Origin of the sequence: Arthrobacter sp. B3I9, assembly GCF_030816935.1 — a bacterium.
Taxonomy (GTDB): Bacteria; Actinomycetota; Actinomycetes; order Actinomycetales; family Micrococcaceae; genus Arthrobacter.
This window is the reverse complement of the sequence record NZ_JAUSYO010000001.1, coordinates 2,435,527-2,459,746: the sequence shown is the minus strand read 5'-3', so window position 1 is coordinate 2,459,746 and position 24,220 is coordinate 2,435,527. Positions and strand designations below refer to the sequence as shown.

The following is a 24,220-nucleotide window of genomic DNA, read 5'->3' as shown; positions in this document are numbered from 1 at the left end:
GCCTCGGCCGTGAGCCGAAGCCCCATCAACTACCGGCCGCGCGCTCTCCTCAACCGGTGCGCGGCCGGTCACCATTGGCGCTAAGGGACGGCACCAGCCGGCACGCGGATAAACAGCGGGTCCATCGGCTGCCCGGCTGCGTATTGGCCATCAAAGAGATCGGACCCTTCGTCCGTGATGGCTACTTCGACGCCGGACCAGGTCAGGGATCCGTCCGCTTCCCGGACGGGTGCTCCGGCTCGCAGGACTGCCACCGCGGTGCGGTCCTGGCCGGCGTCCTCACCCGTGCTGATCGACAGGATTCCACGGCCGCCCGTGAGGACGACCCACGGGTCCAGCAACCTGACAAACATCATCCCGTGATGGCCGGAGAGCCGGGCGTCTCCGCGGAAGCGCAGGATGCCGGTGCCGCTTTCGACGTCGTATTCCGACCGGTCGGGGGCAAAGCGGAATAGGCCGGCGTCGTCCCTGGCTGCGCCGTCGATTGCCGATACCGATGCGTCCGGCAGGCTGTTGATGTAGTCGATGAAGCTGCGTTTTATGCCCCAGCCGAGGCCGGGCGGTAGCTGTGGATCGGGGGAAGTTGTCGCTGGAGTCACGAGGTTCTCCTGAGGCTGAAAGGCTGGACTGCTTCTGAGCCTATCCGCGGATCGCGGAAGGAATGAATTGCCGGCATCCGGGAGTAACACCCCGGGCGGTCCGGCGGCCGTTTTTCTCTGTGGGCGTAGGTTGCCAGGAACTATGGGCGCTGCGCCGGTGGTTGACTTAGATAACCACCAGTCAAGGGAGGTGCACCGTGGCAACAGCGATGAGCAGGGCCTCCGGCCCTGAGGCATCCGACGATCCACTGGATTCCTACTCGGCAACCGTTGTCCGGGTGGCTGAGACAGTCACTCCGCACGTCGCAGCGATCGAAATGACCGGCCACGGACGCAGCGGCCGCTTCCGGGTCGGGGCCGGTTCAGCTGTCCTGTTCACCTCCGACGGCTTCCTTGTGACCAACGCCCACGTAGTAGCGGGAACCCAGGGCGGAACCGCAGTGTTCGCCGACGGGACCCGCACCACGGTGGACGTCGTCGGCGCCGATCCGCTCTCGGATCTCGCGGTCGTCCATGGCAGGACACCCACCGCGGCGCCGGCAGAATTCGGCGACGCGGAGACGCTCCGGGTCGGCCAGCTGGTGATCGCCGTCGGCAACCCGCTCGGTTTGTCCGGATCGGTGACGGCCGGGGTGGTCAGCGGGCTGGGCCGCTCCATCCCGGTGTGGTCCGGTCGGAACCGACGCATGATCGAGGATGTCATCCAGACCGATGCCGCCCTGAATCCGGGCAGCTCCGGCGGCGCCCTCGCGGACGCCCGCGGCCGGATCGTCGGCATCAACACGGCGGTGGCGGGTGCCGGGCTGGGCCTGGCGGTACCCGTCAATGCCACCTCGCGCAGAATCATCGCCTCGCTGCTTAAGGACGGGCGGGTCAGACGTGCCTATCTCGGGCTGGTGAATACGCCTGTCCAGCTGCAGGCCAGCGCGGTGGTCCGCACCGGGCATCGGGAGGGCCTTCTGGTTGTGGAGGTGTTGACCGGATCGCCTGCCGAACGTGCCGGGCTCCGTGCCGGAGACATCCTCCTGAGCGTGGGCGACAGGCCCGTGGCTAACGCCGAGAGCCTGCAGAAGCTGCTGTTCGCCGACGCCATCGGGGTGCCGCTGGAGCTGTTGCTCCTGCGCGACGGCGTGGAGATGCGGGCGGTCGCCGTTCCGGAAGAGATGACGGACAAGAACTGAGCAGGCGGGAGGGCATAAACGGTGAACGTTTGCAGCGGGATTCAGGCGCCCCTTCCGGCCCCGGGGTCGGGGGAAGTTCTGCCAGTGAGTGCGTAACACCTGCACTACGCACTTTGTACTTGGGAAAACCTTGGGACGCGTACGTGCCCCTACTTGCCCCGGTACTCGACTTTCCGCCGCCGCTAAGTCGGGTAGTTTCGTCGCTTGTTGTGGCAGGTCAGGCGTGTCACGGTTTCCTTAGAAGACCGGAAGGAACAAAGTCTCAACACTTCACGGTTCCGAAAAGATTCCGATCTTCCGAACAGTGTTGAGATTTACAGCTGGGGAAATCGGAGAACAACGTGGAAAATTCAGCCGGACCTTCACCGAGAATTTCAGTCCGCCTTTTCGGAAACTTTGAGATACAGCGCAACGGGGCGACGCTCACCGCGACGGACCTGGGCGGCTGCAAGCCGCGGCACATCCTGGAAATACTGCTCCTGAATCTCGGCACGCCGGTCTCGAAAACGCAATTGATCGACATCCTCTGGGGTGCGAGCGCCAGCGAAGGCGCGGTGGCCACGCTGGAGAGCTATGTCAGCGGCATCCGCCGGGCCATCCAGCCCGGGCAGACCAAGACGGGCCCACTGCGCACTGCCAACAGCGGCTACGTTCTGGATCCCCAGCTGGTGGATCTCGATCTGTGGGAGTTCAGGCGGCTCGTGCGCAGCGCCGGCCAGGCCGCACCTGCCGACGCTTACCCGTTGCTGCTCAAGGCACTGGACCTCTCGTCAGAACCCCTGCTCGGATTCGAGCTCGCCGCCGACTGGGCTGACGAGGCGCGGACACGGCATTCAGCCGAAAAAGTTGCGGCCCAGATTCTTGCAGCAGAAACGGCGGTCATCCTGGACCGCGCGGACGAGGCGATCCGGTGGGTGCAAGCCGCCATCCGCTCGGAGCCGCTCAATGAGCGGGCCTGGACCGTCCTGGTGACCACCTACGAGCAGGCCGGCCTGCCGGCGGAGGGCCTGTCGGCATACGACCGGTGCCGCAGGCTATTTGACCGCGATCTGGGTTGTGCGCCGGGCCCCGCCTTGCAGGCCGCTCACCTCCGGCTCCTCCGTCAGCGCGCCGAAGGAAACTCCGAGCTGTCCGAGGTGCTTGCCGCGTTGCTCTACCTCGGCGAACCGAAGCGACACGTTCTGCCTGCTGCGGAGTCCCGGCGCTTGCATGAAAACGCCGGCAGGGTCCTGGACTCGTTCCTTCAGCGGATGCGTGCTGCCATCTGACAACACAGGCCTCCGTCCCGAAACGATGTTACGAAGGCGCCCAGGGGAAGGCAGTGCCGGCTGCTCTCCCCGGGCGCCTTTGCTTTTCTTTGGACGGTGCGGTTCCTGATGGTGCGGTTCGTTGGTGGTGCGTGGCCAGGGTCAGGCGGCCTTGACGACAGGCAGCTCATCCCAGTGCGTGGTGTAACGCGGGGACAGCATGTCCCGCTTCATGCTCCAGTCCGGTCCGCCCCGCATGCCGGCGCGGCCCAGCCCGATGGACTCCCGGCCGTATCTGCGGCCGACCTCCTCCAGAAGGGCTCCAATACCGCGCTCCTCCAGGGGATTTTTGAAAAGTTCCAGGGGCGGCTGGTTTCCGGTGGGCCGTAGATCGGTGACCATGATCCCGGCCCGGACGTACTTCACGCCGTCCTGTACCCGCGGGAGCAGGGCGTAGGCTGCCCGGGCAAGCAGGACCGGATCGGCTGTCGGCATGGGCAACGCCACGCAGATGGAGGGGTACGAGTTGCCCTGCCGATCGTAGTAGGACGTCGCTGCGAACGCGGTCAGCACCTTGGCCTGCAGGCCGTGTTTGGCGAGCCGGGCGCTCGCCTGCTGGGCGTACACGGCAAACACCTGCCGAAGCTCGGCCGTGTGGGTGATGGGGGAGGAGAACGACCGGCTGAAGATCAGCTGGTCGCGGACACTCCGTTCTTCTTCAAGCGGGATGCAGGGCGTTCCTTGCAGTTCCAGGACCGTGCGCATCAGCACTACCGAGAAACGGTCCCTGATCATGACGGGGTCCGCCCGGGCCAGATCGAGGATGGAATGGATGCCCAGCCCATTCAAGCGGTTCGTCAGTCGGGCGGCGACACCCCAGAGCTCAATGACTGACAAGCCCGCCATGAGCTGCTCCCTGCGTGCGGCGGGGACGGAATCCCAGTGGCACACGCCGTCGAAGGCTGGATTGTTCTTGGCCCACCTGTTGGCAAGCTTCGCGAGGGTCTTGGTCCCCGCGATGCCGACGCAGACAGGCACCCCGACATTCCGGCGGACTGCATCCTTCATGGTGCGCCCGAGCCGCGCGAGCTCTTCCGGCGTGCCGCTGACACCCAGGAACGCTTCGTCGATGCTGTAGATCTCCAGCCAGGCGGAGTAGCGGCCGAGGAGCTCCATCACCCTGGAGCTGATGTCGCCATACAGCTCGTAGTTGCTGGAGCGCGCCACGAGTCCCCACTCCTTGGCGCGCGGCGCGAGCTTGAACCACGGTTCCCCGACAGGGATCCCCAGGGCCTTGGCTTCGGGGGAGCGGGTGACGGCGCAGCCGTCGTTGTTCGACAGGACGACGAGGGGGCGGCCCTCCAGCGACGGGTCGAAGGCACGTTCCGCGCTGGCATAAAAGCAGTTCACATCCACCAGCGCGATGCTCTTACTCCTAGACATGGTGAAGGCAGCGTGTCGCCACGCCCCAGATGACCAGATCCGACAGGGCCGCGACGCGGATGTCCGGATACCGGGGATTGTCCGCCTGAAGGCTGACCCCTGCGGCAGTGATCCGGAGGCGCTTCACGGTCAGCTCCCCGTCCAGGACCGCGACGACGACGCAGCCGTCCTTGGGTTCCAGGGCGCGGTTCACGATCAGTTCGTCGCCGTCGCTGATTCCGGCGCCTTCCATGGAGTCTCCGGAGACCCTGACGACGTAGGTGCTGGTGATGTCCTTGATGAGGTGCTCGTTCAGGTCGATCCGGCCGTCGAAGTAGTCCTGGGCGGGGGATGGGTAGCCCGCCGCGACCGACACCGGCGAAATCAGCACCGACAGCAGAGAAGTGCCCGCGTCTATCACGCGGGGTCCGATGATAACGCCCACAACACACCCTCATTCGAATATATGTTCGATGAATCAAGTGTAGACCCGGGCACGGACATGCGTGGGACTGGACCCGGCGGCGCCAGTGTCCTGGCGCCGCCGGTTTGCGTCCTTACTCCTTATGGAGCTTGTCCTGAATGGCTCCCGCGGCTTTTTCCATGATGTTGGGCAGCTCGGTGGTGCCGTAGAACCTCGAGTCCGGGTGGGTAGGAGGAGGCATCGGCACGCCAGCGTCCGGCTGGGCGACGTAGGTGAATTCACCGAGGCCGTCCGGTGTGGGGCCCTTGGCCCAGGAACCTTCCGCCGCCGCCTGGCCGTCAGAAAAGTTCCTGTACTGGTAGGCGACGTCCCGCATTTCCTTGTTGATCGGGAAGTTGCTGGGCACCGGGAAGTTCTCATTGCCCTCTTCCTGCAGTTCCCGGGCGGCCGCGATCCACTGGTTCTGGTGCATGGTGTCCCGTGCCAGCAGGAACGAGAGCATGTCCCGGACGCCGTGGTCATCGGTCATGTGATAGAGCCGGGCCACCTGCAACCTGCCCTGCATCTCGGCATTGGCGTTGGCCCAGAAGTCGGCGAGCATGTTGCCGCTGGCCGTGATGTAACTGCCCTGCCAGGGGTTGCCCATGCTGTCCACCGGCCGGACGCCGGCGCCGGCGACGATGGCCGACTGGATGTCGGTTCCGCCGACGACGGCCGCGATGGTGGGATCGGACTGGACGGCGTCTTCGGTTATCCCGAGCGGGGCCTTCTCCAGCAGCTGGGCGATCATGGTGGCGAGCATCTCAACGTGGCCGAATTCCTCTGCCCCGATCCCGAACAACATGTCCCGGTATTTGCCGGGCATGTGTGCGTTCCAGGCCTGGAACGAGTACTGCATGGCCACGGTGATTTCGCCGTACTGGCCGCCGAGCACCTCCTGCAGCTTCCGCGCGTAGACGGCGTCCGGCTTGTCCGGCGTCGACTTATATTGAAGTTCCTGCTTGTGAAAGAAAACCACGAGTATGTCCTCTCAAGCTCACATCGGACTGACCGATCTGGATCCTGCAGCCGAATAAAATCAGCATGCTTACTATCCTGCTTCACTGCGGCGCTTATGACCAGACATTTTCCGGTCCCAGAAAAAAAGGTTGCCGTTGCACGACACGGATGAGTGCCTAAACAGGGCGGGCTTGAGTTAGTTTGATCACCCAGCGCGCGTTCTTCGAGGATCCGGCCCCAAGAGGCCTCATACTGGGAATGTCCTGGGCGGCCTTCCCCATCCGCCAGGTGTGAGGAGGGTCCATGAAGGCGCTGAAAAACATCACCACGCACGAGTACTTCCTTGCTGCAAAAAAAGTGGTCACGAACGAGTATTTTCCCGCGGCAGCAGTGCTGTTCTGCGTCGTCCTGTTCTGGGCCCTCGGTCTCCTGGGCGGCCTGTCGCTGCTAAGCACTAACCAGACGCTGCTGACGACACTCACGTGGATGCTGTTCGTGTACGCCGTCGCGGTATTGTCACCGCTCGCGGGCGTCCTGGCGGCTATTGATCTGAGCCGCCGCTGGAGACGAAACCGACGGCGCGACGCCGGGCGGACCGGCGGCCAGGCTTCTGCCTAGGCACCTTCCGCGTGAGCCCCTCAGCTCCGCGGGTTCACCCTGAAGAGTCTTTGCCCTGACACCTGTGCGTGGGCGGCGGGACTCGTCTGCCCTACTCGAACCGGGACGGGTCGCCCATTCCCCGCCGGACTACTTCCGCCCCGCCGCTGGAGAAATCGATAACCGTCGTCGGCTCGGCCCCGGTGTCACCGGAATCGATCACGGCATCCACAACGTGCTCGAGGCGTTCCTTGATCTCCCAGCCATCGGTGAGCGGGTCCTCCTCGCCTGGCAGCAGCAGCGTGCTGGACAGGAGCGGTTCCCCCAGTTCAGCGAGCAGGGCCTGCACCACGCGGTGGTCCGGGATACGCACGCCCACGGTCTTCTTTTTCGGGTGCAGCAACCGGCGCGGGACTTCTTTCGTGGCCGGCAGGATAAAGGTGTAGCTCCCAGGGGTGACCGCCTTGATGCTGCGGAAGACGTCGTTGTCGATCTGCACCAGCTGGCCCAGTTGCGCGAAGTCCTTGCAGACCAGTGTGAAATGGTGCTTGCCGTCGAGGTGCCGGATGGCGCGGATCCGGTCCAGGGCGTCCCGGTTCCCCAACTGCGCGCCCAGGGCGTAACAGGAGTCGGTGGGGTAGGCGATCAGGCCGCCGGAGCGCAGGATCCCCACCGCCTGGCTGATCAAGCGCGGCTGTGGGTCGTCGGGATGAACATCAAGGTATCTCGCCATCCCCCGAGCTTACGCCCGGCGGCGTCCCGTCAGCCCAAGCCGGGCAGCGCGCCACCACTTTGGCTCATCAGGAGCTCATCCGTCCCCGCTCGTTGAGAAGGCGCTCGCCGAAGGCTGCCCGAAAGTCTGCCCTGCCGGGCCCTGCTCCAACCGGGGGCGGCCCTCACGCTGGAGGCGTAGTGGGCCAGCATCCTTGCGCGCGCAGGATCCAGAGCTGGCGGACCGTTCACGAACGGAGCAGGACGCATGGGTACTGGTCGCCGAGGCACTGCTTGCATCGGGCTGGTCCTCCTGCTCCAACTGGGCCTGGCAGGGTGCGGGCCACCTAACGGGCCGCTTTCCGTCGATGCTCCCTCGGTCCCGGGCGCACCCGGGACGTCCGTTGAGCCCAGCAGCGCGACTCCTCCGCCGCCACCTGGGTCGAACGGGCCGTCGACGGACACCGGTCCCGGTACGTCCCCCAGCAGATCGAGCGGGTCAAGTGGTCCGACGTCGTCTGATCCCAACACCCCTCCTAAGACGGCCTGCACGTCACCGACAGCGGTACCCGGCACGCTGGCGCCGCCTTGTATTACCTGTACGACAGAAGGGCAGAGCGGAACTTCGGCATCATGTGTGACGTGTCCTCCTCCAGGTAAGGACGGGGTGCCGGCGTCGTGTGTGACGTGTCCTGCGGTGGTGCCGACCGGGACTGCGGCGTCGTGTGTGACGTGTCCTCCTCCAGGTAAGGACGGGGTGCCGGCGTCGTGTGTGACGTGTCCTGCGGTGGTGCCGACCGGGGCTGCGGCGTCGTGTGTGACGTGTCCTGCGGTGGTGCCGACCGGGGCTGCGGCGTCGTGTGTGACGTGTCCTGCGGTGGTGCCGACCGGGGCTGCGGCGTCGTGTGTGACGTGTCCTGCGGTGGTGCCGACCGGGGCTGCGGCGTCGTGTGTGACGTGTCCTGCGGTGGTGCCGACCGGGGCTGCGGCGTCGTGTGTGACGTGTCCTGCGGTGGTGCCGACCGGGGCTGCGGCGTCGTGTGTGACGTGTCCTGCGGTGGTGCCGACCGGGGCTGCGGCGTCGTGTGTGACGTGTCCTGCGGTGGTGCCGACCGGGACTGCGGCGTCGTGTGTGACGGGCGCCGAAGTCCAATCTGAAGCATGCCCTTCGCCTACCACGACGCCGACGCTGGGAGCCAGGCCTTCACCCGTCCGGAGCGGCACCCGGTCGGACTGTCCGTCCCAATCCGGCTTTACGCCGTCGCCCTGAGGACGTTGCACCATCCGGAGCCGGGGGATGTTCCGGTGAAACGCTAGCGAGTCGAAAGCCCCACAGAACCGGTCATCCGCCGATGATGACGGTGGGGCACCCCGGGCCCGGTGCGATGGGCGTCCCGTGGAGGCTCAGGTCCCCCATTCGTGCAGCGGGAAAACCGCCGATCATCACGGTCAGGCTGCCACTGGCAATTCCGTTCGGCACGGGGGAGACGCAGATAATGCCGCCCGGCATCGAATTGGCGACGGCGGCCGGCATCCCTCCTATGAGGACGGTGATCACCGACGCGGCGGGCGTCACAGGTCCGCCGCCATGCGGTTTCGGGCCATCGAACAGCGGGCACAGTGCCGTGTCTCCGGCGCGAAGAGCAGGCCCGGTAGGCATCGCGGAGCGCCTATCGCCGATCTGGACCAGCGGGTGTCTGGCCCGCTGGGGCAACGGATCCCGGAACAGCACTCGGGGACCTGACTTCTCCAGGGGACTGGAGCAGGAAAAGCGCGAATCCCAGTGCCACCAGGACCAGGACGAAAAGCACGAGCATGAGCAAGGCTTTGACGATCCAACGCGGCAGGACGGGCTCCTGCAGGTGGGTTCCATCCAGTACTACCGGAGGAGCATCCATGGGTTTGACAGTCACTGCAAACGGATGCATAGCGGGCATCCCGCGCCAGATCGTGCTCCGGACACGGACCTGGACACGGGCAAATTCGACTATGCCGGGGGCAATGGTAAGCGTCGGCTCACGGAAGGATATGTTCAGCAGGTCGCCCGGATCGGAACCTGCGAGGGCCACGGTGATCGGCACGTTCCCGTAGTTGTCTACGGCCACACGGTGCAGGCCGCCGAAGCACCCTTGAGACTGCCGGGGCATGAGCTCTGCCGTTGTCTGGTGGAAGGGCAGAAGCTGTAGAACGCCCTCCGGCGCAACCGCCTCCTCCGGATGTTCGGTGGGCAGCACCTGAACGGCGTAGGGGAACTCGCCGGCCGGGACTTCGGAGGACCGCGGCGGCCGGAATTCGACCGAGGCAGTCGTGTTCTGTCCCGGAAAGAGCGAGACGACTCCCGGGACAACCTCCGTCCAGGAACCGCTTGGACCCATGACCCGGAGCCTGTACTCCTCAACGATTTCGCCGTCGTTGCGGATATGGAGCGGAACGCTCGCCTCGGTGCCAGCCTCGAGGCTGACCAGGGGCGTATCAAGCGTTGCAGTAGTGCTCAAGGCTCCTCCTTGCGGCATTGCAGTGGCCGACGGCGGCCGACGCCCATCCGTACTCCGAGGTTAGGGGGACATATTCGGGCAGGGCACGGCGGCCGGGCGGACTTGGGGGCACTGCTGCTGCCCGTTGAGCCAGTGTTGACTGCACGAAGAGCACCGTCCGCTATGTTTCTTCGCAGCGGGACAGATCGTAAAATCCGGCAGACCCGTGCCCCACCCACGGTAGTCCCGCCTTTCTCAACGGGAGGACTTATGGAACCAATAACCGTCCGGGTGCACGCCCGTGACCCGATCTCCGAGGCGGGCGTCGCCAGCGAGCTCAGGGCGCGTCCGGAAGTCCGCGTCGTGAGGGCGACCGATACCGAGCAAGCGGGCGTCGTCGTCGTCGTTACGGATTCGGTGGATGACGACGCGCTGACGCTGCTGCGGATAGTCCAGCGTCGCGGTCTGTCCCGGGCCGTCCTCGTGGCGGGCCATCTCGACGACGGCGACCTGGTCAAGGCCGTTGAAACCGGCGTCGTCGGCCTCGTCCGGCGCAGTGAAGCGACGCCGGACCGACTTGTCGCCGTCATCATGGCTGCCGCGTCCGGCGAAGGCAGCGTGCCCCCTGATCTGCTGGGGCGTCTGCTGGACCAGGTCGGCAAGTTGCAGCGGCACGTGTTGGGTCCGCGCGGAATCATGTTCACCGGCCTGGCGCCAAGGGAAGTGGAAGTCTTGAGGCTCCTGGCGGACGGGCTGGACACGTCGGAGATAGCGCACGAGCTCGCGTACTCGGAACGGACGGTCAAGAACGTCGTCCACGACGTGACGACACGGCTTCAGCTCCGGAACCGATCCCACGCCGTCGCCTATGCGCTCCGTGAAGGCCTGATCTAGGCCGCCGGCGGGCTGCATCAAGCCGGAAGAGGCCACCCCTCGGGAAGGAGGCGGGCAGTGATAGCGCAGATCGACGATGCCTTGCGCAGCCTGGTACGCAATGAAGCCCTCAACGGGTCGGAAGTGGAGGTAGATTTCGACGCGCCGACCAAGGACTGGGCCGCCCGGCGCAACGCTCCCACGGTGAACCTGTACCTCTACGATATCCGTGAGGACGTGAGGCGCCGCGAGCGGGGCTTTTCCGAACAACGCGGAGACGACGGCTACGTCCACACCCGGCGGCCCGCTCCGCGGCATTTCAAGATGTCGTACCTGGTCACGGCCTGGACGCAGCGGCCGGAAGACGAGCACCGCCTGCTGGACCAGCTGTTGCGCTGCTTCCTCAAGTACGACGCCCTTCCCGACGAACTCGTCGTAGGGCCGCTCGCGGAGACCGGCCTCGCCGTACCGCTGACCGTCGGGCTTCCCCCGCCCGAGGACCGCGCCTTCGCGGACGTGTGGTCCGCGTTGGGCGGCGAGCTCAAACCATCGCTCGACATCGTGATCATCGCTCCGGTCGACACGGGCATCGTCTATGAGGCCGGTCCGCCAGCTTCCGAGGGGACCCATGTGGACATGGCAGATTTTGCCGGCGGCGCTGCGGACGTGGGCCGGCACCAGCACAAGGCACCGCCGACGCCGGTCCGGGGGCCGCGCGGCAGGCCGCCGGGGTGACTGGTTCCGTGGGGACTGACATGCCGAAGGACCCCAGCCTCGCCCACCTGTTGGGACGGGTAGGAGTGGTTGAAGAGCGCATCCGCCTGCTCGTGGCGTCGCGGCGCGCCGAGGACCCGCAGCCGGATGACCCCTTCCGGGGGCTCTACCTCAGCGATGAAGCCGTCGACCGCCTGCTGGCAACCCCCTCTCCAACTCTGCAGGAGTGGACAGGATCCGGCGCGGACGGTGCCTCGCCGCGGTGGCAGCAATGCGAACAACTGGCCGACACTGCCCAGGCCAACGGCCACCGGCTGCGCCTCCGGGAGCTGGCATCGGCCTTCGGGCTGTCGCCTCTCGACGTCGATCTGCTGCTTGTCGCACTCGCCGCCGACTTGGATCCGCGTTTCGAACAGCTCTTCGGCTACCTGAACGACGACGTCACACGGCGCCGGCCGTCCGTCGCCGTGGGCCTGGCTCTCTGCGGCACGCCGCTGTCCGCGGCCGACGGCAGGGCTCGGCTGCTGTCCGGTCCGCTCCTGACCGGAGGTCTGCTGGCCGTCGAGGACCCGGACCGCCCGCTGCCGGGAAGGGCGCTGCGGGTGCCAGACCGTGTCGTGGGGCATCTCCTGGGCGACGACACCCCCGAACCGGCGCTTCAGGCAGTCCTGGCCGAGCCTCCCGCCGTCGTCTGGGGGGATCCTGCGCCGCTGGCCCGGGCGCTCGGAGCGGGGGTTCTCATGGCCTATCTGCGGGAGCCCGCCACCGGCTCCGGACGCGTGCTGGCCGTACGTGCGCTTGCGTCCACGGGACGGGAGGCCGTGCTGCTGGACCTGACCCGCCTGGCCACAGAGCGCGACCCGCTACAGCTCGTGGAACTCGCGGTGCGGGAAGTTCGGCTGCGCGGTGCCGGACTGGTTGCAGGACCCCTCGCCGCCGTCACGGACCGGCCAGCCGTACTGGAAGCGCTGCACGCAGAACCGCAACCCGTGCTCCTGGTCGGCGACGCCGCGTGGGACCCCGCCTGGACCAGCCGGCCGCCCCTGCTGGTGGACGTACCCGTCAGCACATCCGCCGAGCGGTCAGCACTGTGGCGGGCCGCGTTGGGATCGCACGACGGGCTGCTGGAGGGACTGGACATCGAAGCGGCCACAGCGGCTTTCCGGCTACGGCCGGAACAGGTTGCCCGCGCCGCGGGCTCCGCACGGGTGCAGGCCACCCTCACCGCCGACGGACGCCTCACCGCCCGTCACCTCGGGGCCGGGGCGCGTGCCGAAAACGGCTCCGCCCTTGACCGGCTGGCCCGACGGGTGGAACCAGTGGTGGGCTGGGATGATCTAGTCCTTCCCGGTGCCGTGCTTCTGGCCCTGCAGGAAGTGGCGTTGCGTGCCAAGCACCGCGAGCGGGTCCTCGGCGACTGGGCCATGCGGCCGGGAGCCGGCCGCGGACACGGCGTGGCGGCCCTCTTCGCCGGGGACTCGGGGACGGGCAAGACGATGTCTGCAGAGGTTGTAGCCCACGACCTGGGCCTGGACCTGTACGTCGTGGACCTGGCCACCGTCGTCGACAAATACGTGGGGGAGACGGAAAAGAACCTGGAGCGCATCTTCACCGCGGCCGCGGGGGTCAACGGGGTCCTGCTCTTCGACGAAGCCGACGCCGTTTTCGGCCGCCGCTCCGAGGTCAAGGACGCCCACGACCGTTACGCCAACATCGAAAGTGCCTACCTGTTGCAGCGGATGGAGACCTTTGACGGGCTGGCCATCCTGGCCACGAACCTGCGCGCCAACATCGACGAGGCGTTCACGCGGCGACTGGACGTCGTCGTGGATTTCCCGCTCCCTGACGCGGCGCACCGCAGAGTCCTGTGGGACCGCTGCCTCGGCAGGACCTTGGAACGGGAGGAGGGAATCGACCTGGGCTTCTTGGGGCAGGCCTTCGAACTTGCTGGCGGCGCCATCCGCTCCGCCGCAGTCACTGCCGCCTACCTGGCAGCGGACGACGGCGGGACGGTCACCATGAAGCATCTCGTCACCGCCGTGCAGCGGGAATACAGGAAACTGGGACGGCTGACGCTGGAGAGCGAATTCGGCCCCTATTGGGGGATGTTGGCCCCGTCGCGCCCGTCACGCGCCTGATGCGGCCCGCCGGGTCTGCCCCTTCGGGCAAGCTCCGTTGCCCGTTCGGACGCCGCGGCGGCGCTTGTGGGGTCACCTTGCCGGGCGCATCGTCTGTGTAGGTCTGATGAAAGGGGTGCGCCATGCACAGGCACGACCACGACCAGTCCGACGTCGACGGTCTCCCGACCAGAACGGCGCGGACTGACGCCGCGGACTCGGCGGTGCTGTACCGGGCCGCGGCCGCCGGCCGGACCGACGTCGTCGGCTCCCGGGGGCTGCTGGCCCTGCAACGCGCCGTCGGTAACACCGGCGTCCGGGGTTTGGCGGACGAGGAGCGGTCACCGGTGCTCGACGTCGTCTCATCCGGAAGCGGGCAGCCGCTGGAAGAGCCGGTCCGTGCCGACATGGAGGGCCGCCTGGGCCACAGCTTCTCCGACGTGCGTGTGCATACCGGGGAAGCGGCGCACAATTCCGCGGCATCGGTGAACGCCCACGCCTACACGGTCGGCTCCAACATCGTGTTCCAGCGCGACAAATATGATCCCGGATCCGACGGCGGGCGGACGATGCTCGCGCACGAACTCACGCACGTGGTCCAGCAGCGGAGCGGCCCGGTGGACGGGACCGCCACGGGAACCGGTGTGCGCGTGAGCGATCCGTCGGACCGCTTCGAACGCGAGGCGGCTGCGACTGCCGAGCGCGCGATGTCCGCCCCCGCCGTGCCCGCGACGGCGCAGCGGTTCGCGGCGGGGATCGGCGTCGTCCAGCGCGATGCTGACGAGGACACCGCCCAGGGAAGTTTCATCGCGGGCGCTTCCATCCAGCGCGCCGAGGAGGAAGAGGAAGACACCGCCCAGGGGACCTTCGTGGACGCGCAGGCCGTGCAGCGCGACGAGGCGGAAGAAGAAGAGCCGGGCTGATCCCGGGCGGAGCGGTCCATGGCGACGACTTTCCAGGGCGGCCCGGGAAAGGTTCCGGCGCAAAGCGCCGGTCCTGCCGTGGCGCGCCACGCTGGTCCTGCCAGGAGTGAGGTCACCGACGCCCTGCTCGAGGGAAGGCGGCGCGGCAATCCGTCGGCCGGGGCAAATCCTCGTGCCATGCTGGCGTTGCAGCGTCAGGCCGGTAACGCTGCCGTCGGCGCCCTCATGGCGGCGAAGCTGAAATCTCCGGGGGAACAGGCCGGCGCCGACATCGATGCGGCCCTCAAGGAGATCCGCAAGAACGAGCCCGCTATCGGTACTGTCGAAAAGGGGCTCAAGGCCGCCCAGGCGGCAGGTGTACCGGTCGAACTCGAGGGGCCCAAACCGTCGGCTTCGGCGCTCGCGGTGACCAAGACGGGATTCGGGCCCGGCTCGGTGCCTGCAAAGAAACCAGTGCAGCCTCCGAAGCCCGTGCCTGCGGTCAGTCCCCTTGGAAAAGCCGGTGCGGCGAAGGTGGCTGGACCGGCCAAGGGTCGGGCAGGTGGCAAGCTTCCGGCGGCCCCGGCCGGGGGAGCGGCAGCAACGGCACTCCTGGTCCCCTTCGCGCTGCCTCCCGACAAGCTCTTGCAGCCCCCGGTGGCGCCCGTTCCCGTGCGCCCCGAGGACGATGCAGGCTTCGCGCAGGTGGCCGGCAACATCAAGAGCGTCGCACAGTCACGGAAGGCCCACCCTCCGGCCGCCGCCAAGGCCCAGGAGGCCCAAGGCGCTGCGCTTCCGCCCACGGATGACGTCGCGGGTCAGGCAAAGGCCGCCAAGGTTGACGCGATGGACGCCCAGCAGCCCGGCTCCTTCGACAAGCAGGCGTTCATCGCCGCTGTGAAAGCGGCCATTGAGGCGAAGTCGCCGAAGTCCCTTGAGGAAGCGGACGAATACAAGAAGTCAGGCAAAGCCGGGGAGGCGAAGGGCGAGGTCAAGGGGCTGGTCAGCCAGGGGAAGGCCGGGCAGGCCAAGGACATCGAGGCGGCCGCCGCGGCCCCGCCGGACCAGGCCAAAGCGGTCCCGAAGCCTGTCACCCCGATGGCCCAGGAACAGGCAGGAACGGTCCCGGCCGTTCCCGCTGCCGGAGCCGCGCCAAAGCCGGCACCCGCCGAACAGCTCAACCTGGCCGCGGGCCCGCAACAGGCCAACCAGGAAATGGCCGACGCCGAAGTCAGTGACCAGCAGTTGGCCCAGTCCAACGAACCCGAGTTCCAGCAAGGCCTCGCTGACAAAAAGGCAGCCGCCGAGCATGCCCAGACCGCTCCCGCGGAGTACCGCCAGCAGGAACAGCAGGTTCTTCAGCAGGGCAAGGCGGAGGCCGGGACCGAGACCGCCGTCGGTGTCGCGGGGATGCAGGGGGCCAAGGCGGCGGCCCTGGCGAACCTGGTGGCGGACAAAGGTAAGACCAAGTCCAAGGACGAGACCCGGCGCGCGGAGGTCACAGCCAAAGTCCAGGCCATCTTCGCCGCCACCGAGGCCGACGTTAAGAAGATCCTCGACGGAATCGACCCGAAGGTCGACGCCGCCTTCGAGAAGGGCGAGGCCAGGGCCCGTTCCGCTTTTGAGGCCTTCGTTGAAGCTAAAATGTCCGCGTTCAAGAAGGACCGGTACGGCGGTTGGCTCGGCGGCTACCGGTGGCTCCGGGACAAGATCCGCGGGATGCCTCCGAAGGTTAACGAGTTCTACGAGGCCGGGCGCGAGCTCTACCTCAAGGAGATGAATGGCGTCATCTCCAACGTGGCGGACATCGTCGGCACAGATCTGACCGCAGCCAAGCAGCGGATCGCGAAAGGCCGCTCCGAGATTTCTACCTACGTCGCGGGTCTTCCGGCCTCGCTCAAGAAGGTCGGTGCCGAGGCGACCAAGGAGATCGGCGACAAGTTCGAGGCACTTGAGAGCGACGTCAACGCCAAGCAGGAGTCAGTGGTTGATGCACTGGCCACCAAGTACGTGGAGTCCCGCAAGGGGCTCGACGAGCGGATCGAAGCCCTCCAGGCGGAGAACAAGGGCCTGGTGGACAAAGCGATCGGTGCGATCAAGGCGATCATCAACACCATCCGAGAACTCGCGGCGATGCTCAGGAACGTGCTCTCGCGGGCGGCGGGCGTCGTGGGGGACATCATCAAGAGTCCGGTCGCGTTCCTCGGGAACCTGATCGACGGCGTGAAGGGCGGCATCCTCAAGTTCAAGGACAACATCCTGGGCCACCTCAAGAAGGGCCTGATGGGCTGGCTGTTCGGTGCCCTGTCTGAGGGCGGCGTCGAGCTGCCGGACACCTTCGACATCAAGGGCATCATCAAGCTACTGGCCTCGATCTTCGGGCTGACGTGGGCGAACATCCGCAACAGGATCGTCAAGAAGATCGGCGAGAAGGCCATGGCGGCGGTGGAGAAGGGTGTGGAGATCTTCCAGGTCTTCGCCAGCCAGGGAGTCGCGGGCCTGTGGCAGATGCTGCTGGAGAAGCTGGGCAACATCAAGGACATGATCCTGGACCAGGTCAAAGACTTCGTGATCAGCAAGGTCATTACCGCCGGCATCACTTGGCTGATCGGCCTGCTGAACCCCGCGGCGGCGTTCATCAAGGCCTGCAAGCTCATCTACGACGTCGTGATGTTCTTCGTGAACAACGCCGAGCGGATCATGAAGTTCGTCAACACCATCATCGACTCGGTGGCGGACATCGTGCGCGGCAACGTCAGCAGCGTGGTGAACAAGATCGAAGAGGTCCTTGGCCAGATGGTCCCGATCCTCATCGGCTTCCTCGCCAGCGTCATCGGCCTCGGAGGCATCGGCCAGAAGATCCGCCAGATCATCGAGACGCTGCAAAAGCCCGTCAACAAGGCCCTCGACTTCGTGATCAAGACCGGGCTTAAGCTGGCCGGCCCGATCATCCGCGGGATCAAGGGGTTCGCCGGGAAGGTGAAGGGCAAGGTCGCTGAGGGGAAGGCCTACGTGAAGGGGAAGGTGGAAGCCGGAAAGGCATGGGTTCGGGGAAAGTCCGGTGGTGACATCGGGCCCTCGATCGAGGCCGGTAAGCGACTTCTGCTCGCGAAGCGTGCAACGGTGGCGAGCGTCCGAGCTGGGTTGCCCGCACTCAAGCAACACTTCGGCCTGCGGGAGGCTGACCTAGTATCCGTCGGCTCCCTACATCACATTCACGTGCAGAAGGCCAGCGGAGACACTCCGGACCTTCCGCTCGTGCATACGAAGGCCGATGGGGCGGAACAGGAGGCCGCCGATCGTGTTGGAAACGTGTTGCCAGACAAGGACCAAAAGGACAGCGGGAAGTACTTATGGGCGGAACATGTTATCCCGGCAGCCTACGTTGAAAGCCTGCTCGTCGCGGGTGGGCTGGGCCGGTCTGCAGACTACTTTGAGTGGAAAAAGCGGCTGCATACGGTGCTGACATGGAGGCAGGCCCACGAGTTCAAGGACTTCAATAGACACAATCAACTGGGAGGAGACCTGAGACTGGCCAGAAGGCTGATCTGGCGGGCAGTTGTGGAAGTAGAAGCGATGAAACGTCTCGCTAGTACGCCCAGCCAGCCCCCAGTCGCCAAAAAGCTCCCTCGAGGGATGGAGGCGAAGGTGCAAGAGCGCCTGCTCGATAGAACCGAGCAACTGGCAAAAAAGCAAACTTCGCTTGCACGAATGAAACTCGATTTCTATGAGGATACGTCTAAGGTCTTTCACAGAATGACGACTGGCGTGATCTCCCGCACACATCGGGCAGTAGAACGCGAATTCGCCGCCAACGCCGAGGGTCGAGAAGCGAGGGGCGTCCTCGATAAATCTGGCAACCCGCTTAAGCTTTGGCCCGACCGCTCCAGAATCTTATATGCCGCAGAGGAAGAAATGAAGGTCATCACCGATATCCTCCGGAACCGGGGGCTGCATTTCAAGGGTCAACTCCCAAGCGATTAGGCCGAAGCCTGCCCCTTCGTGCACCCCATCCTTCCCGTCAGCGCATCCTGATAGCCGTACCGCCGGGCGCCGTCTCACAGCACCCTTGAACCACGTTTTGGGTTCAACGAGGAGACAAAATGCCAAGCTATCTTTCCCCAGGTGTGTACGTAAACGAGGTCGAAGCAGGCACTCGTCCAATCGAGGGGGTAGGCACGGCAGTGGCTGCCTTCGTCGGGCTGGCGTCGAAGGGCCCGGACAACCAGCCGACTCTTGTGTCCAACTGGACCCAGTTCTCCGAAACTTTCGGTGACTTCGTGCCGGGTTCGTATCTGGCTCACGCCGTCTACGGCTATTTCCTCAACGGGGGCGGGAACTGCTACGTGGTCCGCATCGGCGCCGACGGCGCCCGGGAGGACAAACCCAAGCAGGCCCCGAAAGCCGTGACAGCTGCTCCGACGGCGGAGCTCGGCGGCTACCGGGTCACCGCGAAGTCGACGGCAGCGAACCCCAAACCCGTCACCGTGGAAATCGCAGATCCCGGCGGCGAAAACGCACCCGAGGACCAGTTCAAGATCGTCATCACCGCTGAGGGCAAGCCGCCCGAAGTCTGGGACAACGTCAGCACCAAACGTGGCACCAACAATGTCGCCACCAAGGTCAGCGCCGAGTCGAAGGTCGTCACCATCGAGGAAGTGGGCACCGGCGGCGCCATCGTGAAGCCGGACAAGGGGACCGTCCAGCTGATAGCCCCCGAGCCTGAGCCCGAGCCGCCGACCACCGACGAGCTGAACGCCAACGACTACGTCGGGGATGCCGCGGACCGGACGGGGTTCAGCGGCCTGGAAGCCGTCGACGACGTGACGATGGTGGCGGTGCCGGACCTGATGGCCGCCCTGGAGCAGGGATCGATTGACCTGGAAACGGTCAAGGCCGTGCAGCTTGCCGCCATCGCCCACTGCGAGCTGATGGGTGACCGCATTGCCATCATCGACCCGCCGCCCAATCTCAACGCCCAGCAGATCAAGAACTGGCGGATGGACGGCGGAGGCTACGACTCGAAATTCGCCGCGCTTTACTGGCCGTGGGTAAAGGCCTTCGACCCCAGCACAGGCACAAACCGGTTCATCCCGCCGTCGGGCCACATGGCCGGAGTGTGGGCCCGCAATGATGACACCCGCGGCGTCCATAAGGCACCGGCCAACGAGGTGATCCGGGGTGTCACCAGCCTCCAGACGCAGATCACCAAAACGGAGCAGGAACTGCTGAACCCCATCGGCGTCAACTGCCTCCGCACCTTCCCGGGCCGCGGCATTCGCGTCTGGGGAGCACGCACCCTGTCCAGCGACGCCGAATGGCGCTACCTGAACGTCCGCCGCCTCTTCAACTATCTGGAGGAGTCGATTCTGCAGGGCACCCAGTGGGCGGTCTTCGAACCGAATGACCCCGCGCTCTGGGCGCGCATCCGCCGCACCATCAGCGCCTTCCTGACCAATGAATGGCGTAAGGGAGCACTTTTCGGCGTCACCCCTGAACAGGCCTTCTTCGTCAAATGTGATGCGGAGACCAACCCGGCCGAAGGTATCGACGCCGGCCAGGTGGTCTGCCAGATCGGAGTCGCTCCCGTGAAGCCGGCCGAGTTCGTCATCTTCCAGTTGTCCCAGTTCTCCGGCGGCACCAGCCTCGTGAGTGAGTAATTCCAGTTCAAAAGGAGCAAGACCATGGCGCTCGGCGATTTCGACAACTCAGCGGCGAATGGCTTCACCGTCACCATTGACGGCATCGAAGTGCCGCGGGTGATCGAGGTGAGCGGCCTCAAGACCGAGGTCGACAAGATCGAACTGAAGCAGCAGACCCAGGACGGCAAGTACGTCGTCCGGCAGCTCATTGGCCGGCCAAAGGCAGGGGAGCTGACTGTCACGAGGGGCCTGACACAAAGCAAAACCATAAACGACTGGCTCAAGACGGTCATGGAGGGCGACGTCGCTGGGGCACGTAAGACCGCAGCCGTCTCGCTGCTTGACTACAAGGGTGAGACGCTGAAGACCTACAACTTCGTCAACTGCTGGGTGAAGAGCGTAGAAGTTAACTCCCTGAAGGCCGGCGCCACGGAGCAGGCCACGGAGAAATTCGTCATCTGCTACGACGAATCCACCATCTCATGATGCAGCGGGTCCATGGCGCCGCGGTGCTGCCCGAGCTTGCGGCGGATCCGCCCGGGGCCTCCCCTGACCGGCGGCAGGAGAACGGGCGCCAGCCGCTGCGCACGGAGTTCAGCTTCGAGTTGCCCCGCGGCTACGTGGATCAGGACGGGACCGTGCACAGGTCGGGCGTCATGCGGCTGGCGACCGCCCGGGACGAGCTGCTGCCGCTCTACGACGCCCGGGTCCAGGAAAACGCCGCCTACACGACAGTTGTCCTGCTCGGCAGGGTGATCACTTCCCTCGGCACCCTTGGAGCTGTCACCTCAGCCGTCGTGGAGAACATGTTCGCCTCCGACGTCGCCTTCCTCCAGGACTTCTACCGGCGGATCAACGCGGAAGGCCACACCCGGATCGCGGTCACGTGTCCGGAATGCTCGCACCGATTCACCGCCGACCTCGCCGGTGGCCGCCTGGGGGAATCATGACGTATGCGCCGGACCGGATCTATGAGGAGGTGTCGTACGTGGCGTATCACTTCCATTGGCCCCTCGATGACATCCTCGATCTGGAGCACGCGCAACGCCTTCGCTATGTCAGCGAAATCGCGGCGATCAACACCCGCCTCAGCCAGGAGCGCTGAACCATGCGGTGGCCGTGGCAACGGGAACGGCCCGAGCACCCGCCGGCTCAGGCCCCGCGCGAGCCGCTCGGATCGGCGGTGGGGGACCGGGTTCCACCGGCCGGCTGGGCCTTCCTGCCGCCGTTGCAGCGCACCATCGGTGATGTGCAGCTGACCTCGGACCCCGGACGGTTCGCCGGCGCGCTCTCCTCCTGGAGTGATCCGTCCTTCACCGGCCGCATGGCCCACCTGGTCAGCGCCCAGGCGCCGCCGGGAGTCATCGACGTCGACGGCGGCGGTCCGGTTCCGGCCGACGGCGGATACCCGGCTGCTTCAACTGAGATGACGCTGCTTCCGCCGCCCGCCCCGGCGGTCCGCCCGACGCCGGTACGTGACGGCGGTGCTACCCCGACAGCGCAACGTCTGACGCCCGACGGCGGCGCCGCGGACGGTGGGTCGCTGGTGGGCGGTCCCGCGGCCACGGATTCGCCGGAAATTGATGCGGAGGAAGGACCGGCAGGCCGGGAATCCCTGCTGGCCGCAGAACGAATGCCATTTCCTGCCCTGCACGTCGACCCGAGTCCGCTTCAGCGCCATGCTCCGCTTCCACATTCCGAGGCGACGACGCCGGCCCGGCCGCTTCCCGACACGGAGGCAACTGGGCCCGCGGCGTTCCCTGCTCCACCTGAGATGCCCGCCGCGGTCCCCGCCGCAGAGGAGACCTTGCCAAGCCATCACCTAGGCGCCGTCAGTCCCGGGCGTGACGGCAGCAGCAGCTCGGACGGCAGCAGCTCGGACGGGCGTGCCACCTATGTCCAGATACCGCCGGTACCCGCCGCGCAGCGGACTCCCGGCGGGACGGCAGTAAGCGCCGCGTCGTTCGGGACCGTCCAGCGCGCAGCCAAGCTGGGGTCCGGCATGCCCAGGCTCGGATTGGGCATGCCCCTGTCCTTCTCCGACCCGGCCACGGAGGCCGCCGCGGCGGCGGAACCGCCCCCAGGCAAGGCTGCTGAGCCATTCCGCTTGCCGGTGCAGCGGGAATCGACGCCGGGTACTTACGCCCTGCCCACGCCGCACGAGACGGTCGCCGGCGGGGACGACAGGGAAGTTGAACGAGCCCTCCCGGACGGTGGCCGTGGCACTGCCCAGGAGACATCGGCACCGGCATCGGCACCGATGGTGGCGGACGGGCAATCAACGAGCAGGCCGGCAACGGAGCGGCAGGCTGGGGTGGTTGCCCGCATGTCCGATGCGCCAACCCTGGATTCCGTGGAAGCAGCGGATACCTTGACTCCAGAGCCGCTCCCCGAGCCAAGGCCCGAACCCGCCAGCACATCAGCAGTCTCGCCCGCGTCGGAGGCTGAGTCAGTGCCGCTACTCTCGGATGCGGCGCCGGCCGGCACCTTGGACCTTGCAGGGGATCGACCCTCCCGTGGAGACAGTGCCGCACCGCGGGACGTCGGTACCGGCATGGTTTTGCCGGTTGTCTCGCGCATCAGCGCCGACGACTCTCGGACCGCCCGTGCAGAACTGGGCTCTAGTTCGGCGCTGCTAGCCGCACGCACAGAATCGCCCCAGGTAGTGCTCCCCGCACCGGAGCCGGCCACGGGCTCCGGTGCGGCGCCCGCGGACGACGAGCCTTCCGCCTCGCCCGACTCCGCGCCGGCCGTCCCGAGGACGTCGGTCGCCGCGGGAACGCCCAGGGTCGTGCCTGCCCCTTCGCTGCAACGCAATCCCGGCGGCGAAGCTCCGACTGCGGCTCTCCCACGCGCCGGGGACTCAGCGTCCGCTGCTGCGCTCCCGTTGCCGCAGCACGGACCCGCCGGCGTCGGATCGTCAGACGGATCGTCACACGGCCCGCGCGGAAGCGGCCAGGCAGACACCGGCAAGCTGGAGCACCCAGCACCGCCCATCCCGTTGTCCGTCCCAGGAGTCCAGCGGGCTCCCGGGCCCGGGCCTGAGAACGCAAGGCGGGCGTGGCCCATCCACTCGTCAGCAGGCCCGGTTGTACTGCGCGTCGTGCAGAGCGATGGGGGCGGTTCAAGGCCAGAGACCTGGCAACGGCTGACAACGATGCCTGTGGTGGCGCCGCCGGTGCCACGATCGCCGGTCCAGCAACCGGCCGCGGCGGTGGGCCCGGAACTTTATGCCGCCCGAGCTGCTGGGTCCGAGAGTAGCGACAAGATCATTGCGGCCGGGACGGGCTCAACCGATCCAACTTTGACGATGCCTGCCATGCCCCTGGCGACTTTTACCGGAATGGGCACCGGTACCTTTCCCGGGTCTGGCACCGACGCCGGCATGGCGACCGGCACCAGCAACGACGCCGGCCCCAGCAACGACGCCGGCACTGCCACCGACGCCAGCTCCGGCATCAACACCCTGCGTCCTGCGGAGGCCTTTAATCCGGAGGAAACCACCCCGATCGACACGGGGACCGATGAACTACCGGAGGCGAGCGCCGCCGTCGGACGAATCATCCAGCGCACTATTGCGTTACCGGACGCGGCCACCGCGGATAGTGCGTCCCGGACCTTATCGGCGTCCCGGACGCACACGCTCATGGGCGCCCACTCGCTGGCGCCGCAAACCCCTCAACAGCGGCAGCAGCCCGTCAGCCTGCAGCGCTCTGGTGCCTCCTTGGCCACAGTTCCTGGAACGTTGGGAACGTTGGGAACGTTGGGAACGACCAGAACGACCGGAACGACCGGAACGACCGGAACGACCGGAACGACGGCAACGACGCCCCAGCGCTGGGGCCTTGAACGCAGCCTCGCGACGCAAACCCTGGCGGGATTCCCCACGGAGCCCGCGGCCCCCACGGTCGCCGGGCCGCTCCCCGGGACGGCGGCTCCGCTGACCTTGAGCCCGGCCGCCGTCCCATCCGGAGCACGCAGTCAAAACCAGGCGGTCCTGCAACGTGAAGAAGCCGAGGTCCCCACACCCGACTCTGTTCCGGGCGCCCCTCCGCCTGCGGCAACTCCCACGCTTGAGTCCGCGGAGGCCGCGTCTGCCGGGCAGGGCGCTGAGCGCAGCTTGTCCGGTCCGCCGGGGTTAGCGGGACCGGCGCCGAGCGGCCCCGCTGGGGCAGCTGCTTCCGGAAACGCTGCCCAAGCGAGCCCGGAACAACTTGAAGAACTTGCCAAGCGGCTCGCCGGGCCGCTGATTCGTCGTATCAAGACCGAAATGCTGCTTGACCGCGAGCGCCGCGGTCTGCGGACCGACGCGAACTGA

At 66.5% G+C, this 24,220-nt stretch carries 21 protein-coding genes; 13 read left to right on the top strand and 8 right to left on the bottom strand.

What is annotated here, in order from left to right; translation table 11 throughout:
* Positions 1-80: 80 nt before the first annotated feature.
* Positions 81-599: an HtaA domain-containing protein gene (locus QFZ65_RS11550; protein ID WP_306910517.1), complete on the bottom strand. Its 519-nt coding sequence runs from the start codon at positions 597-599 to the stop codon at positions 81-83.
* Positions 600-808: 209 nt separating this feature from the next.
* Here QFZ65_RS11550 and QFZ65_RS11545 point away from each other — a divergent pair, with 209 nt between their 5' ends.
* Together QFZ65_RS11545 and QFZ65_RS11540 are read left to right on the top strand one after the other, a co-directional pair.
* The gene (locus QFZ65_RS11545; RefSeq protein ID WP_306912561.1) at positions 809-1,780 is read left to right on the top strand and encodes a S1C family serine protease; all 972 of its coding nucleotides are present in this window, start codon (positions 809-811) and stop codon (positions 1,778-1,780) included.
* A gap of 341 nt (positions 1,781-2,121) precedes the next feature.
* Positions 2,122-3,048, top strand: coding sequence for a BTAD domain-containing putative transcriptional regulator (locus tag QFZ65_RS11540; RefSeq protein ID WP_306910515.1), 927 nt, complete (start codon positions 2,122-2,124; stop codon positions 3,046-3,048).
* A 141-nt stretch (positions 3,049-3,189) separates the two neighbouring features.
* Here QFZ65_RS11540 and QFZ65_RS11535 read toward each other — a convergent pair whose 3' ends face one another.
* The 3 genes from QFZ65_RS11535 to QFZ65_RS11525 form a co-directional block, all read right to left on the bottom strand.
* Positions 3,190-4,470: a Y-family DNA polymerase gene (locus QFZ65_RS11535; RefSeq protein WP_306910513.1), complete on the bottom strand. Its 1,281-nt coding sequence runs from the start codon at positions 4,468-4,470 to the stop codon at positions 3,190-3,192.
* A complete protein-coding gene (locus QFZ65_RS11530) occupies positions 4,463-4,894 on the bottom strand; it encodes a LexA family transcriptional regulator (protein ID WP_306910511.1) in 432 nt (143 codons plus the stop codon). Before QFZ65_RS11530 ends, QFZ65_RS11535 begins: the two co-directional genes overlap by 8 nt.
* Before the next feature lie 112 nt (positions 4,895-5,006).
* Positions 5,007-5,891: a manganese catalase family protein gene (locus QFZ65_RS11525; RefSeq protein ID WP_306910509.1), complete on the bottom strand. Its 885-nt coding sequence runs from the start codon at positions 5,889-5,891 to the stop codon at positions 5,007-5,009.
* A gap of 284 nt (positions 5,892-6,175) precedes the next feature.
* On the opposite strand from QFZ65_RS11525, the gene QFZ65_RS11520 reads away from it, so the two are divergent.
* Complete coding sequence (locus QFZ65_RS11520; protein ID WP_306910508.1) at positions 6,176-6,490, top strand: hypothetical protein; 315 nt, start codon at positions 6,176-6,178, stop codon at positions 6,488-6,490.
* A 91-nt stretch (positions 6,491-6,581) separates the two neighbouring features.
* Here the strand turns inward: QFZ65_RS11520 and QFZ65_RS11515 are convergent, their stop codons facing one another.
* Genes QFZ65_RS11515 through QFZ65_RS11500 form a run of 4 tightly spaced genes read right to left on the bottom strand, consistent with a single transcriptional unit; the run spans position 6,582 to position 9,675 of the window.
* Positions 6,582-7,202, bottom strand: a complete 621-nt coding sequence (locus QFZ65_RS11515; RefSeq protein ID WP_306910507.1) for an L-threonylcarbamoyladenylate synthase — start codon at positions 7,200-7,202, stop codon at positions 6,582-6,584.
* Positions 7,203-7,231: 29 nt separating this feature from the next.
* On the bottom strand, positions 7,232-8,464 hold the full coding sequence (locus QFZ65_RS11510) for a hypothetical protein (RefSeq protein ID WP_306910506.1): 1,233 nt from the start codon (positions 8,462-8,464) through the stop codon (positions 7,232-7,234).
* 58 nt (positions 8,465-8,522) lie between these two features.
* Positions 8,523-8,840: a PAAR domain-containing protein gene (locus QFZ65_RS11505; protein WP_306910504.1), complete on the bottom strand. Its 318-nt coding sequence runs from the start codon at positions 8,838-8,840 to the stop codon at positions 8,523-8,525.
* Positions 8,841-8,850: 10 nt separating this feature from the next.
* The gene (locus tag QFZ65_RS11500) at positions 8,851-9,675 is read right to left on the bottom strand and encodes a hypothetical protein (RefSeq protein WP_306910502.1); all 825 of its coding nucleotides are present in this window, start codon (positions 9,673-9,675) and stop codon (positions 8,851-8,853) included.
* Positions 9,676-9,924: 249 nt separating this feature from the next.
* On the opposite strand from QFZ65_RS11500, the gene QFZ65_RS11495 reads away from it, so the two are divergent.
* The 10 genes from QFZ65_RS11495 to QFZ65_RS11450 all read left to right on the top strand — a co-directional run bounded on the left by QFZ65_RS11495 (position 9,925) and on the right by QFZ65_RS11450 (position 24,220).
* A complete protein-coding gene (locus tag QFZ65_RS11495) occupies positions 9,925-10,548 on the top strand; it encodes a response regulator transcription factor (RefSeq protein ID WP_306910500.1) in 624 nt (207 codons plus the stop codon).
* Between the two features lie 57 nt (positions 10,549-10,605).
* Positions 10,606-11,262, top strand: coding sequence for a DUF4255 domain-containing protein (locus QFZ65_RS11490; protein WP_306910498.1), 657 nt, complete (start codon positions 10,606-10,608; stop codon positions 11,260-11,262).
* Between the two features lie 20 nt (positions 11,263-11,282).
* Entirely contained in the window at positions 11,283-13,379 is a 2,097-nt protein-coding gene (locus QFZ65_RS11485) for an ATP-binding protein (protein ID WP_306910496.1), read from the top strand.
* Between the two features lie 122 nt (positions 13,380-13,501).
* Positions 13,502-14,281, top strand: a complete 780-nt coding sequence (locus QFZ65_RS11480; RefSeq protein WP_306910494.1) for a DUF4157 domain-containing protein — start codon at positions 13,502-13,504, stop codon at positions 14,279-14,281.
* 18 nt (positions 14,282-14,299) lie between these two features.
* Positions 14,300-18,244 carry a hypothetical protein gene (locus QFZ65_RS11475; protein WP_306910492.1) on the top strand — a complete coding sequence of 1,315 codons (3,945 nt, stop codon included), beginning with the start codon at positions 14,300-14,302 and terminating at the stop codon, positions 18,242-18,244.
* A 200-nt stretch (positions 18,245-18,444) separates the two neighbouring features.
* Positions 18,445-19,920, top strand: a complete 1,476-nt coding sequence (locus QFZ65_RS11470; RefSeq protein ID WP_306910489.1) for a phage tail sheath subtilisin-like domain-containing protein — start codon at positions 18,445-18,447, stop codon at positions 19,918-19,920.
* A gap of 24 nt (positions 19,921-19,944) precedes the next feature.
* Positions 19,945-20,388: a phage tail protein gene (locus QFZ65_RS11465; protein WP_306910487.1), complete on the top strand. Its 444-nt coding sequence runs from the start codon at positions 19,945-19,947 to the stop codon at positions 20,386-20,388.
* Positions 20,385-20,852 (top strand): hypothetical protein, encoded by a 468-nt coding sequence (locus tag QFZ65_RS11460; RefSeq protein ID WP_306910485.1) that lies wholly within the window; start codon positions 20,385-20,387, stop codon positions 20,850-20,852. The genes QFZ65_RS11465 and QFZ65_RS11460 overlap by 4 nt, the downstream gene beginning before the upstream one ends.
* Positions 20,798-21,007, top strand: a complete 210-nt coding sequence (locus QFZ65_RS11455) for a DUF6760 family protein (protein ID WP_306910483.1) — start codon at positions 20,798-20,800, stop codon at positions 21,005-21,007. Before QFZ65_RS11460 ends, QFZ65_RS11455 begins: the two co-directional genes overlap by 55 nt.
* 3 nt (positions 21,008-21,010) lie before the next feature.
* Positions 21,011-24,220: a hypothetical protein gene (locus tag QFZ65_RS11450; protein WP_306910482.1), complete on the top strand. Its 3,210-nt coding sequence runs from the start codon at positions 21,011-21,013 to the stop codon at positions 24,218-24,220.

Coding starts and splice junctions, on each gene's coding strand:
- QFZ65_RS11545 (WP_306912561.1), top strand. CDS start 809: ATGAGCAGGGCCTCCGGCCCTGAGGCATCCGACGATCCACTGGATTCC.
- QFZ65_RS11535 (WP_306910513.1), bottom strand. CDS start 4,470: ATGTCTAGGAGTAAGAGCATCGCGCTGGTGGATGTGAACTGCTTTTAT.
- QFZ65_RS11520 (WP_306910508.1), top strand. CDS start 6,176: ATGAAGGCGCTGAAAAACATCACCACGCACGAGTACTTCCTTGCTGCA.
- QFZ65_RS11515 (WP_306910507.1), bottom strand. CDS start 7,202: ATGGCGAGATACCTTGATGTTCATCCCGACGACCCACAGCCGCGCTTG.
- QFZ65_RS11510 (WP_306910506.1), bottom strand. CDS start 8,464: ATGGTGCAACGTCCTCAGGGCGACGGCGTAAAGCCGGATTGGGACGGA.
- QFZ65_RS11505 (WP_306910504.1), bottom strand. CDS start 8,840: ATGCCTACCGGGCCTGCTCTTCGCGCCGGAGACACGGCACTGTGCCCG.
- QFZ65_RS11495 (WP_306910500.1), top strand. CDS start 9,925: ATGGAACCAATAACCGTCCGGGTGCACGCCCGTGACCCGATCTCCGAG.
- QFZ65_RS11485 (WP_306910496.1), top strand. CDS start 11,283: ATGCCGAAGGACCCCAGCCTCGCCCACCTGTTGGGACGGGTAGGAGTG.
- QFZ65_RS11480 (WP_306910494.1), top strand. CDS start 13,502: ATGCACAGGCACGACCACGACCAGTCCGACGTCGACGGTCTCCCGACC.
- QFZ65_RS11475 (WP_306910492.1), top strand. CDS start 14,300: ATGGCGACGACTTTCCAGGGCGGCCCGGGAAAGGTTCCGGCGCAAAGC.
- QFZ65_RS11465 (WP_306910487.1), top strand. CDS start 19,945: ATGGCGCTCGGCGATTTCGACAACTCAGCGGCGAATGGCTTCACCGTC.
- QFZ65_RS11460 (WP_306910485.1), top strand. CDS start 20,385: ATGATGCAGCGGGTCCATGGCGCCGCGGTGCTGCCCGAGCTTGCGGCG.
- QFZ65_RS11455 (WP_306910483.1), top strand. CDS start 20,798: ATGCTCGCACCGATTCACCGCCGACCTCGCCGGTGGCCGCCTGGGGGA.
- QFZ65_RS11450 (WP_306910482.1), top strand. CDS start 21,011: ATGCGGTGGCCGTGGCAACGGGAACGGCCCGAGCACCCGCCGGCTCAG.